Origin of the sequence: Spiribacter pallidus (assembly GCF_040838495.1) — a bacterium.
Taxonomy (GTDB): Bacteria; Pseudomonadota; Gammaproteobacteria; order Nitrococcales; family Nitrococcaceae; genus Spiribacter; species Spiribacter pallidus.
In genome coordinates, this window is record NZ_JBAKFM010000003.1 from 124,312 (window position 1) to 140,125 (window position 15,814).

Consider the following 15,814-nt stretch of genomic DNA (forward strand, 5'->3'; position numbering starts at 1 on the left):
GCATGGATTTCAGTCCCGAAAAAGACCCTTGCATCATCCCGAGTGTGCTCACGCAGATCCTTGATACCTGCGTGAATGGCATCACGCTCTCGGATCCGGACCAGCCCGATAATCCCATCGTCTTTGCCAACCAGGTCTTCACCGAAATGACCGGCTTTCGACAGGAAGAGATCATCGGCCGCAACTGCCGATTCCTGCACCGGGACGATCGGGACCAGGAGGGTCTGGAGGCGATCCGCCAGGCGCTGGCCGACGAATCCGGCACCGAGGTGACCCTGCGCAACTACCGCAAAAACGGCGAGCTTTTCTACAATCAGCTCACCATCCAGCCGCTGCGCGATGAGCAGGGCAAGCTCATCTACTACCTGGGGGTGCAATACGATGTCACCTCGCTGATGCAGGCCCGGGACGAAGCCAAGCGCATGGCCCAACTCCTGGACCGCGGCGACGAGGACTAGGGCCGGACTAGCCCGCCGGATGCAGCCAGAAAAGCGCGCTGGCGAGCATCAGCATGGTCAACGCAAAGGGGGCGTTCCAGCGCAGGATCTCGCCGGCGCGCAGGCCATAGCTGCCCTGCATGGCGAGGTTGAGCCCGGACAGCGGGCTGGCCGCCACGCCGATCCCCCAGGCAGCGAGAAATACACTGGCAAGCAGATCCGGATCGGGCGCGAGGGGCTCGACAATGGCCGCGGCCGCCGCCACGCCGATCACCGGATGGATGCCCACCACCGCCGCGCCCACCAGCACCAGCAGCAGTAACGAGGCCTGCGGCGCGCCAAATCCGGCAAAAGGCAGTGCCGGCTCGTAGGCATTCACCAAGCTGGCAAGCCCCGCCGCAGTCACCCCGGCAGAGAGGAAGAGCACCAGCTCGGCGCGCATCGCGGGCAACCCCTCGCGGACATGGCGACTGAGGGCAAGCCCCGGCGAATGGCGCCTGACAAACAGGGTCAGCGCCGTCACCGTGGGCGCCAACAAAGCGATCAGCCCCAGAATCGAGACCGTCGGCCACACCGCATGGGCGGCGAGAATCATCACCGCCAGCAGCGCCGGCAGCCACAGGGCGGCCGGGTTCATCGGATAGCCCACGAAATCCGCCGTCCCCCCGCGCCGGGCCTGTAACAAGACAAGGACAAGCGCCATCACCGCGAGCGCGCCACCGTAGCCCACCAACACCGGCAACCGGGCGCCCGGGGCATAGGTGAGCGCGGCGGCCATGGCGGCAAAAAAGGGCGACCAGAATGCCGCCGCCGAAAACCCCTTGACCAGGACCTCGTACTGCCGGCGCGAGAGCCGCTCATCCCGGGCCATGCGCCTTGCCATGATAAAGACCGTCGAGAGGTTCACTACCGCGCCAAAAAGATGCACCCCGAGCAGTGTCCGCCACAGGCTCTGCCCGCCCCGGGGCGCGGTCTCGGCATCACCGGCCGGTGCGGTGATCAATCGCAGAAAGCTGACCGCCGCCAGCATGGCAAGCAGCGCGGCGTTGCCCGAAATGGCATGCCGCCAGTCCACGGCGATACCCTGGGCCGCCGGCACCGCCAGACCGGCCACGCCGATGGCCATCAACACCAGACTCTGAATGCGGGTGCGGCGAGGGACGGAGCGCCACAGCAAAAACCCCGCCAGCCAGGCGGCCAGCCCGGCATAGAGCAGGGGCACTGCCCCGGCCAGTGTCGAGAGAACGGTCAGCCCCATGGCCACGGCAAGGGCCAGGCCGGCGATCGAGCGGGATAGTTGAGACACAGCGGAGCGGGGTTATTCGACGCGACTGATCGCCAACTCGGGCCCGACCAGGACAGTTGCCATCAAATCCGGATCGAGGTGGCGTCGCATTGCTGCCCTGACTTCTTCGCCATCCAGTTGCTGTAGCTTTTCGCTAAAACGCTGGACATCGTCCAGAGCAAGCCCGTGGAAGCCGATCGTTGCGATTCGCTCAAGCAAGTCCCGATTACTCGCCAACTGCAGCGGCAGGCTGCCCAACAGGTTCTCTCGTGCCAGCTCGAGCGCATTCGTATCCGCACCTTGGTCGAGTAACTCGCGAAGGCTTGCCCGCAGGACCGACAGTGCCTCACTGAGCGCCTCATTGCGGACATGTGTTTTCATCTGGAAACGACCACCGGCGGCGCCAGCCGTGAGCTTGCAGGCGCTGCTGTAGGACAGCCCGCGCTCACGGCGCATGCGGCGGGCAAGGATCGAGGTCAGGCCGCCGCCACCGAGGATGTGGCAGCCGAGATGGAGCGCCGGGTGATCCTCATGGCCGTAGGGCAATGAAACCCCGCCGATCGAGACATGGGTTTGCTCGGCCTCAAAGGGAAGCCGCGAAACAAGCCGTCCGGACGGTGGGTTGACGGGCGTCAACGCCGACGCACGTTCTCCGACGGGTAGCCCGGCCACGAGCTGCTCGGCAGTACGCTCGGCCTGCGCTCTGGACAGGTCGCCCACAAGCGTCACGGTTGTGTTGGCGCCGACGTAGTAACGGCCATGAAACGACCGCAAGCGCTGCGGATCAATCGCCTGCAGGCTAGCCGATTCACCACCGGGCGAAGTGGCGTAGGGGTGATCCCCGAAGATCGCTTCTGTGAAGCCTTTCTCGATTTTCTCCATCGGCGCTGTGGATTCTTGAGCGAGTCCGGCGATCATGCGCTGCCGAATGCGATCGACCGAATCAGATGGAAAAACCGCACCACCAATGCACTCGCCGATGGTCTGAAAGACGGGGCCGAGGTGCGTCTGATGACTCAAGCACCGAATATTGACATCGGCGGTATCCCGGCCGCAGCGCATTTCAACGCGTGCGCCATGCTGCTCGAGCGCTTGTGAGATCTCACCGGCCGTCTGCTCAGCGGTTCCCTCGAGTAGGAGATTACTCGTCATGCGGGCAAGCCCTGGCAGGGTGTTGTCGCGAGCGCTGCCGGCGTTGAAAGCGATACGTGAATCCACAGTCGGCAAGCCACGACGGGCGACGAAAAAGACCCGGGCACCATTGTCGGTGCACCAATGCTGTATCGAGAGCTCCATCAAACAGCCTTAACGTCAGATTCGATCGGGCTGAGAATGCCGACCACCGAGTTCTCGGACTTTAGGTAACGCTCTGCGACGGCCTGTAGCCGCCCCTGAGTAATGGATTGGAGCTTGTGCTCGAACTCTGAGAACAGCGCCCAGCCGGCGCCAATCGCCTCGAGTTGGCCAATCTGCATCGCCTGATTGAAAACATCATCCGCGCTGAAAAAGTGATCGGCAACGAGCTGACTTCTGGCTCGCCGCAGTTCGTTCTCAGATACTGGCTCCGCGGACAGTCGCGCGATCTGTGACCGCAAGGATTGCTCAAGCGTCTCGGTTTGAGTGTTCGGGCAGACCGCGTGGCAAGTGAATTCCGCATCCAGTCGCGTCATACCGTTGTAGGATGCGTCGATGACCGTTGCCTGCCGGCTGCCACGGACCAGCGCATCGGTCAGGCGCCCTCCCTCGCCCCCGTCCAGAATGGCAGCGAGCATCATCAGTGCATACGCATCATCCTCGGTTTCGGCCGTGGCGAAAGAAGGCACCCGATAGCCAATCCGCAGGTGCGTCAGTCGGCTCTGGGCGTCCCGATAAACAAGACGCCGCTCCCCGGGTGGCACTAGCGCGCGTGGATCACAGGGTCGAGCCGCTTGCGGCCCCTGCAGGATCCCGAAGTGTGCTTCTGCCAATTCGAAAACCTCACTCGGATCGACCGCGCCGGCCACCACGAGATTGGCATTGGCGGGGGCGTACCATTGCTGGTACCAACATCTGAGGTCATCTTCGTCGATGGCCTTGATATCGTCCGCCCATCCGATGATGGGATGGGCGTAGGCGGTGCCTGCCTCGGCCACCGAAGCGTAGCGCTCCAGAAACCGGCCCTCGGGCCGGTCATCCGTGCGAAGCCGACGCTCTTCCAGGACCACCTCACGCTCGGTTTCCAAGGCTTCAGCGCGAATATCGAGGTTGGCCATCCGATCGGCCTCAAGCTCAAAAGCGACCGGCAGACGATCGGCAGCGAGGATCTCGAAATAGGCCGTGAAATCCCGCCCGGTGAAGGCGTTTTCGCGGCTGCCCTGTCGGGATACGATTTCCGAGAAAGCCCCCTCCGGATAGCGCGCTGTGCCTTTGAACATCATATGTTCAAGCAGGTGGGAGATGCCCGTGAGGCCGCGCTGCTCGTAGCTTGAACCGACCCGATACCAGATTTGGGACACCGCGATCGGCGCCCGGCGATCGGGCTTGACGAACACGCGCAGTCCGTTGTCCAACACCGCACTTTCAATGGTTTCGGTTGACGGCACAATGGTCGTTGACATGGCCTCTCCCGCGGCGAGGTAAGCTTCGATCTACTCACAGCCTAGCAGCCGTGAATGCCATGGCCAGCATGCAGCTGCCGTGGATGCCAGTCTCTATCCCGCGGGACATTTGAAAAAAGATAGTGGTCAGGGACCGAAAGGATGGGCCGCGCCCTGAGACGCGGCCCGGTTGCCACCCTAACTTCCAGGCGTCATCTTGTAGATGACACCCCCATCGATGGCCGTGTAGAGACTGCCATCCGGGCCCTGTTCGAGCGCGCGGAAACGTCCGGATTCCATCGGAAGGGTCATTTCGGTGACGTCGACGACCTCGGTGCCATCATCGTTGAACTCGATAATGTCGATCCGCTGGCCGATCGGCGTCCCACCGAAGCCGATCCCCATGATGCCAACCGCCATGGCGCCGTCCCAGTTGCCCCACTGATCGCCGCGCAGGAACACAGCAGGGCATGTGCCCTGTGACCAGCCGTTGTTGGACCAAGCCGGCTCCATGGCATCCGGATAGGTCTGCAGATCGGTCATCGGCATGAAGGCCGCGCGCTCGAACCGATTCATGCCCTCGTTCTGATTGGGCATGTAGCCGCAGTATCCATCGGGACAATCACCGCGCCCGGCCATATTATCCCGCGGATCCCAGCCTGCGTTACCGCCGTTTTCCAGAACGGTGATCTCGTCCGAATGCCACGGACCATGTTCGGCTGTCACAACCGAACCTGTCGCCGGATTGAACGCAATACCCTGGACATTGCGGTGACCGTAGGTAAACGTCCGCTTATCAAAACCCGCCGGTGGGGCGTTGTCTGGATGGGCGTTACCGTCGGTGTCGATGCGCAGGACCTTCGATCCCATCAACTCCGGGCTTTGCGGGATCTCGGGGTTGTGATTGTCACCCGTGGTCAGCCAGAGCGCTCCCTCGGGTCCGAATCGCACGCGGCCGCCGTTGTGGGCCCCTGGCCCACCAAACGGATGATCCGAGGCAGCCATTTTGTACGGGACGTCATCAACGATGTCGGTGCGATCGGAAACCTCCGAGAAGTCCTCGCTGAGTCTGAACCGCATCAGCCGGTTGGTATGCGGGTCCGACATGCTGGATGTCGAATACACATAGATCCGCCGGTTGTCATCGAAATCCGGATCAAAAGCCACGCCCATCATCCCGGCCTGCCCTTCGCAGAAAAGGTCGGTGCCGTTGGAGGCGTAGCCGTCAGTATCACCCACGCCATAGAGCTTGTTGATCTCGCCATCAGGCATCCGCACTGACAGCCCTTTGCATTTTTCGGTGAAAAGCATCGTGCCGTCACCGAGAAATGCCATATCCCAGGGATTCTCCAGTCCCTCAACGACAACCTCTGCCTGCAGATTCGTCGTGTTCATCCCGGTTTCTGCCATCGCCGGGGCTGTGAAAGCGACGGACACGGCCATGAACGAGAGGGCGTTCCTAAGCATGAGATTTTTAGTGGTTTTCATCAGTCTCTCCTCTTGAATTAAATGGCGAAACGGTTTTACTGCACACCTCCTTTATCGACCCTGCGTCGAAAATTTGCTCCATACGCCGCTCTCCCAACCGGGCTTAACCCGGAATACAAGGGCGCTTGTCCGATTACTCTTCAAACGTCGTTGATATGTAGGCAGCCAGGCTTGCGATGTCTTGATCAGACAAATCCTTGGCGTTTTGAATCATCAACACGGAATTCGGGCCAACCATCTCGCCGGCTCGATAGGTTTGGAGCTTGCTAGCCAGATAGGCAGCATCCTGGCCTGCCAACTTGGGGTAGCTGGCAACACCCTGTGCTTTTTTGCCATGGCAGGCGCTGCAGTTGTTCTTGAAAAGCTGTGCCGCTGAAGCGAGGTCAATGTCATCACTCCCGCCGCTCTGCGCTGCGGCCGAAAGTGGCACGCAAACGATGGCCAGCCCCAAAGCCAGGCCGAAAGACTTAATGGTCAACGTTGTCTCCTCCACGAGGCCTTCCGGCCATGTTGTTATGCCCGCCTTCAGACGGTCGGGAAGAGTCTTGCCCGAATCCGCTACGCCGCGCAAGGGGTTTTTACTCACACCGCTATACCGTCTCACGAGACAGGATGAGCGGCTCGATAATCAAACCGCTCGGCCGACGATCACCGCGCCCGGGGCATCGATTGCGCCGCCCGACATTGTGTGTCATAACCGTGACGGCGTTCGGCTGTCCGGGGGCATCACGGTGTCATTTCGGAACAAAGCCTGGCCGCATAAAGTGTGCATGCGCGTTGGTATGGGCCTTGCATACCCACAAGCGACCGACAAGGTCGACCGGTGCCGGGGAAACCCGGCGACATGTCATGACAGGAGGAAGAGATAATGGAGTGGAACAAGCCTGAGTATCAGGAAATGCGTCTGGGTTTTGAAATCAACCTCTACGTAACAGCTCGATAAGACCCTGCGGGGGCGGACGCCTGCCCCCGCTTTCCTACCATGCACATACGCGTTCTTGGTTCCGCCGCCGGTGGCGGATTCCCGCAGTGGAACTGTGACTCGCCCCGTTGCCGCGCTGCGCGCAACGGCCGGCTCATCAGAGAACGCCGGTCACAGTCATCGATTGCGGTCTCACAAAACGGCCAGGAATGGCTGTTGGTCAATGCATCACCCGATATCCGCCAACAGATCCTGGACAACGCGGTACTGCACCCGCGCGGCGCGGTGCGAAGCTCGAGCATTGCAGCGATCGCGCTCATGGACAGCCAGATTGACCATGTCACAGGTCTGCTGATGATGCGCGAGAGCGACCAACCTCTCGCCATCTATTGCACCGAGCGGACTGAAGAAGACCTGCGCAGCGGGTTTCCGATCTTCGAGATGCTCGAGCACTATTGCGGCGTCCGCATCTCGCACCTGCCTCTGGATGGCGCCGCGGTCGAGCCCCCGGAAACACCTGGCATTCGTATCCTGCCGGTCCCGCTCACCAGCAAGGCACCCCCCTACTCGAGCCACCGGCTGGATCCACGTCCTGGAGACAATCTGGGGTTTGTCATCGATAGCCCCGATACCGGAAAACGGGCCTTTTATGCCCCGGGGCTGGGTGAAGTCGACGATCGTCTGAAGGCGTGGATGGCGAGTGCGAACATCATCATGGTGGACGGAACGACCTGGACCGATGACGAGATGGCCCAGGTCGTCGGCGGGAAAAAGACCTCACGCGAGATGGGCCATCTACCGCTGACCGGCGAAGGCGGCATGCTGGATGTGCTCGCCGACTACCCGCTCGCTCGCCGAATCCTCGTCCACATCAACAACACCAACCCTGTGCTCGACCCCGAATCCGCCGAGCGGGCTCGGCTTGAAGCGCTGGGTATCGAGGTATCCCACGATGGCATGGACATCCGCTTCTGAACCGATAACGACTGCGCTGTCGGCCGATGAGTTCAAGCGTCGGTTACGGGCAATGGAGCGGTATTACCATCTCCATCATCCTTTCCAGCAGATGATGGCCCGTGGCGAGCTCAATCGCGAACAGCTGCAGGGTTGGGTTATCAATCGTTTCTACTACCAGGCCAGCATCCCGCGCAAGGACGCTGCCTTGCTCGCTAACTGCCCCGATCCGGCGGTTCGCCGCGAATGGGTGCAGAGAATCATCGATCACGATGGGCGCGGCGATGACCCCGGCGGTATCGAGGCATGGCTACGGCTGGGAGAGGCGGTCGGCGTGTCGCGTGAGCGACTGCTCTCGCTCGATGAGGTCCTTCCCGGTGTGCGTTTTGCCGTGGACGGGTATATCAACTTTGCCCGCCAGCGACCCTGGGAAGAGGCGGTGTGTTCCTCTCTGACAGAGCTCTTCGCTCCTGAGGCGCACCGATCCCGCCTTTCCACGTGGCCACAGCACTATCCATGGGTGGACAATGAGGGGCTCGCCTATTTTCGGAATCGTCTGGGTCAGGCTCGGCGAGACGTCGAGCACGGCTTGTCGCTGACCCTGGCACATTTCCGCAGTGCCGAGGCTCAGCAGCGGGCGCTGGAGACGCTTGGTTTCAAGCTGGATGTGCTCTGGTCAATGCTCGATGCCATGTATCTGGCGTTTATCGTGGAGATGCCGCCCTATCAGGCGGTTGAAGATCAATGAACGGCGATGCGCGAATCTGGCTCAGTGCCGGTATGCGCCTTCAATGGGAGGCTGCGCAATCGGCTTACGTCATGCTCTATCCTGAGGGGATGATCAAGCTGAACGGACCGGCCGGCGAGATCCTGTCGCGCTGCGACGGCCGCACTGTGGATGGGTTGATCGCTGATTTGCAGCAGGCCTTTCCGAGCGCCGATCTGACAGCGGATGTGATCACTTTTCTGGAAGAGGCGAACACCAAAGGGTGGCTGAGGACAAAAGAAGGGGACGACGATGGCTAGTGTAGAAAGCCAGGTGGGGCCCGCCGCCAACGCGACGCCCATCCCACTTTGGCTGCTGGCTGAAGTGACTTATCGCTGCCCGCTGCAGTGCGCCTACTGTTCGAATCCCATTGCGTTTGCACGCTATCGCAATGAGCTTGAAACCGATGAGTGGCTCTCTGTCCTGGACCAGGCACGCGCCATGGGGGCTGTACAGCTCGGTATCTCTGGCGGGGAGCCGCTGCTTCGCAAAGACCTCGAGACAATCGTCAAACACGCGCGGGAACTTGGCTTCTACAGCAACCTGCTCACATCAGGAGTAGGTCTGGATGAAACCCGCCTTGGTGAGCTGAAACGGGCCGGCCTTGATCACATCCAGATCAGCTTCCAGGCCGATAGCAGCGGACCATCGGATGAGATCGCCGGCGGTCACCACTTCTCGACAAAAGAACGGATGGCGCAGGCAATCAAGGCGCATGACTACCCCATGGTTTTCAACGTCGTCATGCACCGCCGCAACCTGGATCGTGTTGATAGCATTCTGCAGCTAGCCTGGGACCTTGGCGCCGATTACGTCGAATTGGCGAATACTCAGTATCACGGCTGGGCCTATCACAACCGTGCGGCACTCATGCCGACACGCGAGCAAATACGACGCGCCGAGGCGATCACACAACACTGGCGTGAGAAAGTCGGCAACCGCATGCAGATTTATTTTGTCGGTTCCGATTACTACGACGAGACCGCCAAACCCTGCATGAATGGCTGGGGCACGACGTTTCTCGGCATCGCCCCGGATGGTCGGGCCATGCCTTGCCATGGAGCAGCAGAGTTGCCGATTGAGCTTCCATCTGTCCGTGAAGAGCGCCTACAGGCGATCTGGGAGGACTCGCATGCGTTCAACGTCTTCCGCGGTCACGACTGGCAGCCAGAGCCGTGCCGTAGCTGCGAGTTACTGCATAGTTGCCATGGAGGATGCCGATGCCAGGCCTTGCTGCTCGCCGGGGACGCATGGGCGACCGACCCGGTCTGTCCAAAGTCGCCTCTTCATGAGCGGGTCGTCCGTGAAGTCGAAGCAGCCGATGAGCGCAAGAATGAGTTCCCTTTGGTGATGCGCACTGTCAAAAACAGCCGCTCACTGTCGTAACAGAACGTCTATCGCCTGAGCATCCCCAGGACGAATGCCAGTTCGCTGCTCGCCGCGGACCGGACGTTGGCCGCATTGCGCAGGCCGTGCCCCTCACCCGGATAGACGTGGAGCTCGGCATGGCCACCATTGGCGATCATCGCATCGGCCATCGCGGTTGCCTGACTAACGGGAACGATCCGGTCAGCGTCACCCTGGATCAGCAGGACCGGCGTTGTGATCTCATCGGCATTCAGCGCCGGCGAACGATGGGCATACAAAGACGCATGCGCCACTGGGTCGCCGACCAGAAAGTCAAGGTAACCCCGTTCAAACCGATGGGTGAGGGTGGCCAACCGGGCCAGATCCGTCACGGCCCACCGACACAATCCCCCTCGGAACCGGCCGGTCTGACGCAATGCATTCAACACGGTTAACCCGCCGGCGCTATTCCCGGCGATAAACATCTGCCCGGGATCGCACAAACCCTCGGCCGCAACCGCATCTGCCATGCAGATACAGTCATCACGATCGGTAATGCCCCAGTTGCCACGCAGACGTTCCCGGTAGTGACGACCATGCCCGCTGCTGCCGCCATAATTGACCTCCAACACCGCAACACCGTGCCCGGTCCAGAACTGAACCTCTGGATTCCACGCCGGACTGCGCATGGCCGTCGGTCCGCCGTGTGCCCGGAGCAAAAGCGGCGGCCGCCCAGCCTCCGGACCACTGACACCCGGACAGTGGGGGCGGTAGAGGTAGCCATGAACCGCACCCTGCGCACCTTGCGCGACCATCTTCTCCGGGCGCGAGACACTGTCCGGATCCGGGCTGGTCTCCAGGCAGACGATTCGTTCGACCTGACCGGACGCCATATCGAGTCGACAGATCGCAGGCGGTGTGTCTTCTCGGCTGCCGAGATACCAGACATCACCACCGCCCGTCTGAAGCTGCGTGATATCCACCTCGGCAACGCCCATGTCCCGAACGACACCGGATGGGTGGATGCTCACCGCAGCACAACGGCCCGAGTCCACTTGTACAGCGACGGTGATGTCATCGGCGATGCCGACGTGATGCCCATGCGCCAGCTGCCATGGCGGCCGGCCGATATCGGCGGCAATGTCTATCACTCGTCTGCCTGACCGACCGGCCAGACGATAAAGTTGCCACCAGCCGGCCCGATCATCGAGGTAATACAACGATCCGTCGGCGCCCCACCGTGGTTCGATGACCGAAGACTGACCATCGGTCAATGCCTCGCAGGTGCCGCTTTCAACATCGAGGCACCAAAGACGCGAGCGGGTCCAGGGCATCTCGTTGGCAGCCCACGAAATCCAGGCAACCCAACGACCATCCGGACTGAACCGGGGACTGGCAGAAAAGGGAACGGGCTCGATAAACGGCTGAACAACCTCACCGGATTGAAGATCCAACAAGACAAGCCGCGTCAGATCTTCACCCGGGGCCTCCTGCAAAAAGACCAGGCGGCCGGTCGGCGGGTGGACATCGCAATCTGCGTGGCGGCAGTCCGATACCGTGTGCAAAGGTACCGACTTACCCTGGGATGTCAGCGCCCACACGCCCTGGTCCTCATCCTGTATGAAAATCCAGGGATACGCGCCGGTGCCGGGCCAGATCGCCCGCCCCCCATACCCGTGCATCCGGCACCGCGGCGCGACGCCGTTGGGCGACCACGCGTCAGTCAGGTCACGATCAGCGACACGCAGACGCGTCGAGTCGTCACCCGGGTCATGTTCCGACCAGGCCAGGCGAGAGCCATCCGGCGTCACCGCGAAGCCGGTCAACCGCTTTTGACCCGCGAGCGCTTCCACGCTGACCGTGCCGGGCCAATCTCCCCATGGAAGGACGCGGCGGTTCACGACAAACTTGGCGGATCAGCCGATCGAGCGGACAAACTCAACCGATTGGTGGGGCGGCGACGCCAGTGTTTGATGGATCACACAATAGCGTTCGGTCAACTCGACCAGTTTACTGAGCTTGGCATCATCCGCGTCACTATCAAGTTCAAAGCGAAGATGAACGTCGCGTAACCCCACGGGCACTTCCGGATCCAGGGCGAGGGTGCCGCGCGCATCCCAATGGCCTTCGACGATGACGCGACTCTGCCGCAGCTCGATGCCCATCGCCGTTGCGACGCTCTTGAGGGTCACACCGGCGCAGGCGGCGAGCGCTTGGAGTAGCATGTCCGCGGAACAGGCATGGGACCCATCCCCGCCTGCCGCGGGATGGAGACCGGCCACCAAGTCCCCCGACCAGGTCTGAAGCGTGCACGCGATCTCCTCATCGGCCAATTGCGCCTCAGCTCTTGCAGCGATCAGCGCCGTGTCGGGCTTGTCCCGGTAGCGTTCTTTGAGGGGTTGCTGGCATGCACGCAGTGCTTGCGCGTCCATGATCGGCGTCCTTTTTGATGGGTTGGATGGATCAGTGCTCGGTATCGATTCCGTATTTCTTTAGTTTCCGGTACAGAGTGTTACGACTCACGCCCAGCCGCTCAGCGGTTTTTGTGATATTCCACCGGTGCTGTTCAAGCTCTCTGAGAAGCGTGTCCCGCTCAGCGGCTTCCAGTGGACTATCGGCGCGCCCCGGGTCACTTAGCGCTGGATCAGGAAGGTCGCCTTGAGAAACACTGCTTGATCTCGCGGCGGCGGCTGGCATCTCTCCCCCGACGATTACCCCCGGCAGATCTCCAACTCGAATGACGCCATCATCAGACAGCGCAATGGCTGTTCTCAGGCAGTTGCGAAGTTGCCTGACGTTACCGGGCCAGGGGTAGTCAAGCAGTCGCTGGTATGCAGCCTCATCGATTGCGACGTCCTCATCACCGCCGGTTTCCGCGGCGAGGGCAGCAGTAATGACGCGATCTTTGTCGCTGCGCTCACGCAGCGGCGGCAGTTCGAGTGTGATGGCATTGAGCCGGTAGTAAAGATCTTCTCGAAAGAGCCCTTCCTCGACCAATTGCAGCAGATTACGGTGAGTGGCGCTGATGACGTTTAGCTCGACCGGCACCGGTTCCTCACTACCGAGTGGCATGACCTCTTTTTGCTCCAGCACCCGGAGGAACCGGGTCTGTAGTTCTGGCGGCATATCACCGATCTCATCCAGAAACAACGTGCCGCCACTCGATTCAAGCACTTTGCCCCGCATACCTTCGCGCTTTGCGCCAGTAAAAGCACCATGGCGGTACCCGAAAAGCTCGCTTTCAATCAGCGACTCTGGGATGGCGGCACAATTGACGGCGACGAAAGGACGCTTATGACGTGCACTGGCATTGTGCATCGCCCTCGCGAGAACTTCCTTGCCGGTACCCGTTTCTCCGCACAAAACGATCGGGACATTTCGGTCCACTACCCGGCGGGCACACTGCACGATCTTTGCGACCTGCTCGTCGCCGTTGTTGGCCATCGCTTCCAGCGACAATTCTCCTGCATCGCCGCACTCGCCACCCACGGATTGGTCACCCGCCCGCTGCACTTTAGTTTTGGAAGCCGGTTTGAGCAGGGGCTTTTGCAATGCCCCAAAAAGCGTTTCACCCGAGCGCGCATCGCGAAGCCGCATCGGCGTATCGCCTTGCGTCGATGCGTGCGCATGGATGGAGGACGCTGTGATGCCCAGCAGTTTTTCGAGGGGTTCGTTGACCACTGAGTCGGCCGTCCGAATACCGAACAGCTCACGTGCCCGATTATTGAACGCGATTGTTTGACCATCTCGATCGATCGCCACCATTCCTGCGCCCGGCGAATCGATCAGAGACACCCGCTCGTGAAATCGAATCACAAACGCATTGGTGTGACGATCCAGAAAGTAGAGGTTTTCGATAACCCGAGCGGACTGTTGAACCAGCGCGATGGTATGGTGCTGGATTTCGCGGGTGTTGTTTGCCTGCGCAGAAGAAATATCCAGCACAGCCACCAAACGACCCTGCGGATCGCAGATGGGCGCGGCAGAGCAGGACAGCTCCGTATTACGACTGAGAAAATGCTCATCGCGATGGATAGTGACCGGCCGGCCTTCCACGATGCAGGTGCCGATACCATTCGTGCCAACGGTTGATTCGCTCCAGTCCGCACCAAGCCAGAGTCCAACTCGTTCGAACTGCTCGGCCAATCCGGGGTCACCCAGCCGATGCAGGATATAGCCATTGGCGTCAGTCAACAGGACCGAGTAACCCGATTGCGCAATCTGCCTGTAGAGGCCCCGCATCTCAGCCTCGGCGATGTGGTAGAGCTCGCCAAGCTGTTCGCGGCGATGGCGCAGTTTTGCCTGATCGAGGACAATTTCAATCCCGGGGATCCCGGGGTCGAGGGAGTAATTGACCAGAGAACGCTTCCACGACATCGCGACGCGGACCTCCTCTGGCCGGATAATCCGGGTCGGGGAGTAGGCACTCCACCGCCGGACAGACTCCTCCACCCGCTTGGAGTGAATATAATGGTCACTCTGCAACTCGCTCCCCTCCAAACGCAATCGACGATGGATTCCGACGACTACTTAACACTTATAATAGTCCCACCCTTCATGCACTCTTGGTAGATGTCAAGCTTCTGGAATTGGACCAGGCTCTTGCCTGAGACAGTGTGTCATTCTCTCAGAACGTCCATGGACGATAATCACTGGCATGGCACTTGCACCGGAGTGAGGCTGGTGTAACGGAATTCTACGAGCGAGCGGTAGGAAGATGCATGGTCGGTTAGAAGACAGACGCTTTTTGTATGGGGCCGTGACCGTTGCGGTTGGCCTGAGTATCGGGGTGTGGATCACCGCCGAGGTCGTTGGGAGTCCCTCCGAGCTCGCTTGGATTCTCGCCGAGTGGGAGGCCGCAGTGGGCCACTTTTCGATCAGCCTGTCCCGGCTTGTCGAGGCAGTGTTGATCATGCTGGGCTTTGGGATACCGCTGTCGATTACCTCTCGGCGGCTGCCAGGCTTAGAAGCCACGATCACACCCATAATGCTGACCCTGCTGGCAGTGCCCTGGGTGCTTCTGGCCGCTGCCGTGAACATGATGATTCACCTGCGACTTGAAGCCGACCAGATGGTATTGATGGCTGCGGTTGGAGGCGGGGCCTGGCTGGTCGGTTCACTGGCTCCGCGGCAGCAGAGCCGATCGGAACGACGCGCACGGGCAAGGTATGCGCTTCGGACCATCATTCTAATGTTGATCGTCGCTGAGATGGTTTCACTTAGCCAAGGCCTGGGCAGTCAACTTCGGTTCTACACCCTTTATTGGAGCCCCGCTCTTCTGGTGCTCTACGGTGGGCTTGCCGCTGCGCTTGTAGCGTTCACCATCGCGATCGGACGATTGGGTACGCCTTGGGTGATCAAGGGCTTGGAACGATTCGCCGGACCTCACGGTTAATCGTTGTCCGCCCCTTCCACGTCGCGAACGCCAGCGTCTCAGCAGATAGCCCTACCACTGTGCTGACCTGCCGGTCACCCGCAAGCCATCGTGCAACCGGCCTAAGCGAGAGAATCGCACCCACATCACCGCGCTGCAGGGCATCCCGCGCCTCTTTGGCATCGAACAAAAAACGCTGCTCATAACCCTGATCACGGATCCATCGCGCCGCCTGGCCGCGATCAATGCCCCAGAACGGGAGGTAAAGGCCCGTCGGCCCGGCGCGCGGATCACCGGCAATGGCCCAATCTGCCGTGCGATAGGGCACCAGCTCCATGAGTGTCCGCGTCTCCTCGGATGTGACAATGCCGCCAACGACCAGCTGACAAGCAGACGGACGCATGCCCCAGTCGCTCGGATCGATAGTGTCGCCCCAGCCGGGCTGAGGATTCCACTGCACCGAGACGTCTATCTCGGCGGCAATCGACCGAACGAGCTCGGCTTCGCTGCCCTGATACTGATCGGTCCCGGATTCGGGCTTCAAAAGCGGGGGCAGCGACGGTGGCACACAGACGCTCAAAGCACCACCCTCGCGAACCTGGGCCAGGGAAGACTCGGGTGGCAGTTCGCGGACCACAAGCAGCATGATAACTCCGGCCATGATG

The 15,814-nt window shown here is 60.9% G+C and carries 16 protein-coding genes; 7 read left to right on the top strand and 9 right to left on the bottom strand.

The genetic code is table 11. The annotated features are described in order from the left end of the window. Nucleotides 1-2: 2 nt before the first annotated feature. On the top strand, nucleotides 3-458 hold the full coding sequence (locus tag V6X73_RS07005) for a PAS domain-containing protein (protein WP_367959216.1): 456 nt from the start codon (nucleotides 3-5) through the stop codon (nucleotides 456-458). Between the two features lie 7 nt (nucleotides 459-465). Here the strand turns inward: V6X73_RS07005 and V6X73_RS07010 are convergent, their stop codons facing one another. From V6X73_RS07010 to V6X73_RS07030, 5 genes are all read right to left on the bottom strand, one after another. Beyond that, the gene (locus tag V6X73_RS07010) at nucleotides 466-1,743 is read right to left on the bottom strand and encodes a hypothetical protein (protein ID WP_367959215.1); all 1,278 of its coding nucleotides are present in this window, start codon (nucleotides 1,741-1,743) and stop codon (nucleotides 466-468) included. A 12-nt stretch (nucleotides 1,744-1,755) separates the two neighbouring features. Further along, complete coding sequence (locus V6X73_RS07015) at nucleotides 1,756-2,940, bottom strand: M16 family metallopeptidase (protein WP_367991083.1); 1,185 nt, start codon at nucleotides 2,938-2,940, stop codon at nucleotides 1,756-1,758. 77 nt (nucleotides 2,941-3,017) lie between these two features. Beyond that, a complete protein-coding gene (locus V6X73_RS07020; protein ID WP_407826435.1) occupies nucleotides 3,018-4,274 on the bottom strand; it encodes a M16 family metallopeptidase in 1,257 nt (418 codons plus the stop codon). A gap of 222 nt (nucleotides 4,275-4,496) precedes the next feature. Then, nucleotides 4,497-5,786, bottom strand: a complete 1,290-nt coding sequence (locus tag V6X73_RS07025) for a PQQ-dependent sugar dehydrogenase (RefSeq protein ID WP_367959211.1) — start codon at nucleotides 5,784-5,786, stop codon at nucleotides 4,497-4,499. Between the two features lie 133 nt (nucleotides 5,787-5,919). Continuing rightward, nucleotides 5,920-6,372, bottom strand: coding sequence for a c-type cytochrome (locus V6X73_RS07030; protein ID WP_367959210.1), 453 nt, complete (start codon nucleotides 6,370-6,372; stop codon nucleotides 5,920-5,922). Between the two features lie 282 nt (nucleotides 6,373-6,654). On the opposite strand from V6X73_RS07030, the gene pqqA reads away from it, so the two are divergent. From pqqA to pqqE, 5 genes are read left to right on the top strand one after another with little or no spacing between them, the layout of a single operon-like run. Next, nucleotides 6,655-6,729 (top strand): pyrroloquinoline quinone precursor peptide PqqA, encoded by a 75-nt coding sequence (pqqA, locus tag V6X73_RS07035; RefSeq protein ID WP_367959337.1) that lies wholly within the window; start codon nucleotides 6,655-6,657, stop codon nucleotides 6,727-6,729. 39 nt (nucleotides 6,730-6,768) lie between these two features. Next, a complete protein-coding gene (pqqB, locus tag V6X73_RS07040; RefSeq protein ID WP_367959209.1) occupies nucleotides 6,769-7,683 on the top strand; it encodes a pyrroloquinoline quinone biosynthesis protein PqqB in 915 nt (304 codons plus the stop codon). Continuing rightward, nucleotides 7,661-8,410, top strand: coding sequence for a pyrroloquinoline-quinone synthase PqqC (pqqC, locus tag V6X73_RS07045; protein ID WP_367959207.1), 750 nt, complete (start codon nucleotides 7,661-7,663; stop codon nucleotides 8,408-8,410). Before pqqB ends, pqqC begins: the two co-directional genes overlap by 23 nt. Next, nucleotides 8,407-8,688, top strand: coding sequence for a pyrroloquinoline quinone biosynthesis peptide chaperone PqqD (pqqD, locus tag V6X73_RS07050; RefSeq protein ID WP_367959206.1), 282 nt, complete (start codon nucleotides 8,407-8,409; stop codon nucleotides 8,686-8,688). The genes pqqC and pqqD overlap by 4 nt, the downstream gene beginning before the upstream one ends. Further along, nucleotides 8,681-9,814, top strand: coding sequence for a pyrroloquinoline quinone biosynthesis protein PqqE (pqqE, locus tag V6X73_RS07055; protein ID WP_367959205.1), 1,134 nt, complete (start codon nucleotides 8,681-8,683; stop codon nucleotides 9,812-9,814). Before pqqD ends, pqqE begins: the two co-directional genes overlap by 8 nt. A gap of 8 nt (nucleotides 9,815-9,822) precedes the next feature. Here the strand turns inward: pqqE and V6X73_RS07060 are convergent, their stop codons facing one another. The 3 genes from V6X73_RS07060 to V6X73_RS07070 form a co-directional block, all read right to left on the bottom strand. Continuing rightward, nucleotides 9,823-11,628, bottom strand: coding sequence for a S9 family peptidase (locus V6X73_RS07060; RefSeq protein WP_367959204.1), 1,806 nt, complete (start codon nucleotides 11,626-11,628; stop codon nucleotides 9,823-9,825). Between the two features lie 63 nt (nucleotides 11,629-11,691). Beyond that, nucleotides 11,692-12,207 (bottom strand): OsmC family protein, encoded by a 516-nt coding sequence (locus V6X73_RS07065; protein ID WP_367959203.1) that lies wholly within the window; start codon nucleotides 12,205-12,207, stop codon nucleotides 11,692-11,694. A 31-nt stretch (nucleotides 12,208-12,238) separates the two neighbouring features. After that, nucleotides 12,239-14,152 (bottom strand): sigma-54-dependent Fis family transcriptional regulator, encoded by a 1,914-nt coding sequence (locus V6X73_RS07070; RefSeq protein WP_367991085.1) that lies wholly within the window; start codon nucleotides 14,150-14,152, stop codon nucleotides 12,239-12,241. 382 nt (nucleotides 14,153-14,534) lie between these two features. Between V6X73_RS07070 and V6X73_RS07075 the strand changes: the two genes are divergently transcribed. After that, nucleotides 14,535-15,170: a hypothetical protein gene (locus V6X73_RS07075; protein WP_367959201.1), complete on the top strand. Its 636-nt coding sequence runs from the start codon at nucleotides 14,535-14,537 to the stop codon at nucleotides 15,168-15,170. Here the strand turns inward: V6X73_RS07075 and V6X73_RS07080 are convergent. After that, complete coding sequence (locus tag V6X73_RS07080) at nucleotides 15,133-15,795, bottom strand: hypothetical protein (protein WP_367981305.1); 663 nt, start codon at nucleotides 15,793-15,795, stop codon at nucleotides 15,133-15,135. The two genes, V6X73_RS07075 and V6X73_RS07080, sit on opposite strands and share 38 nt — an antisense overlap. Nucleotides 15,796-15,814: the final 19 nt, after the last annotated feature.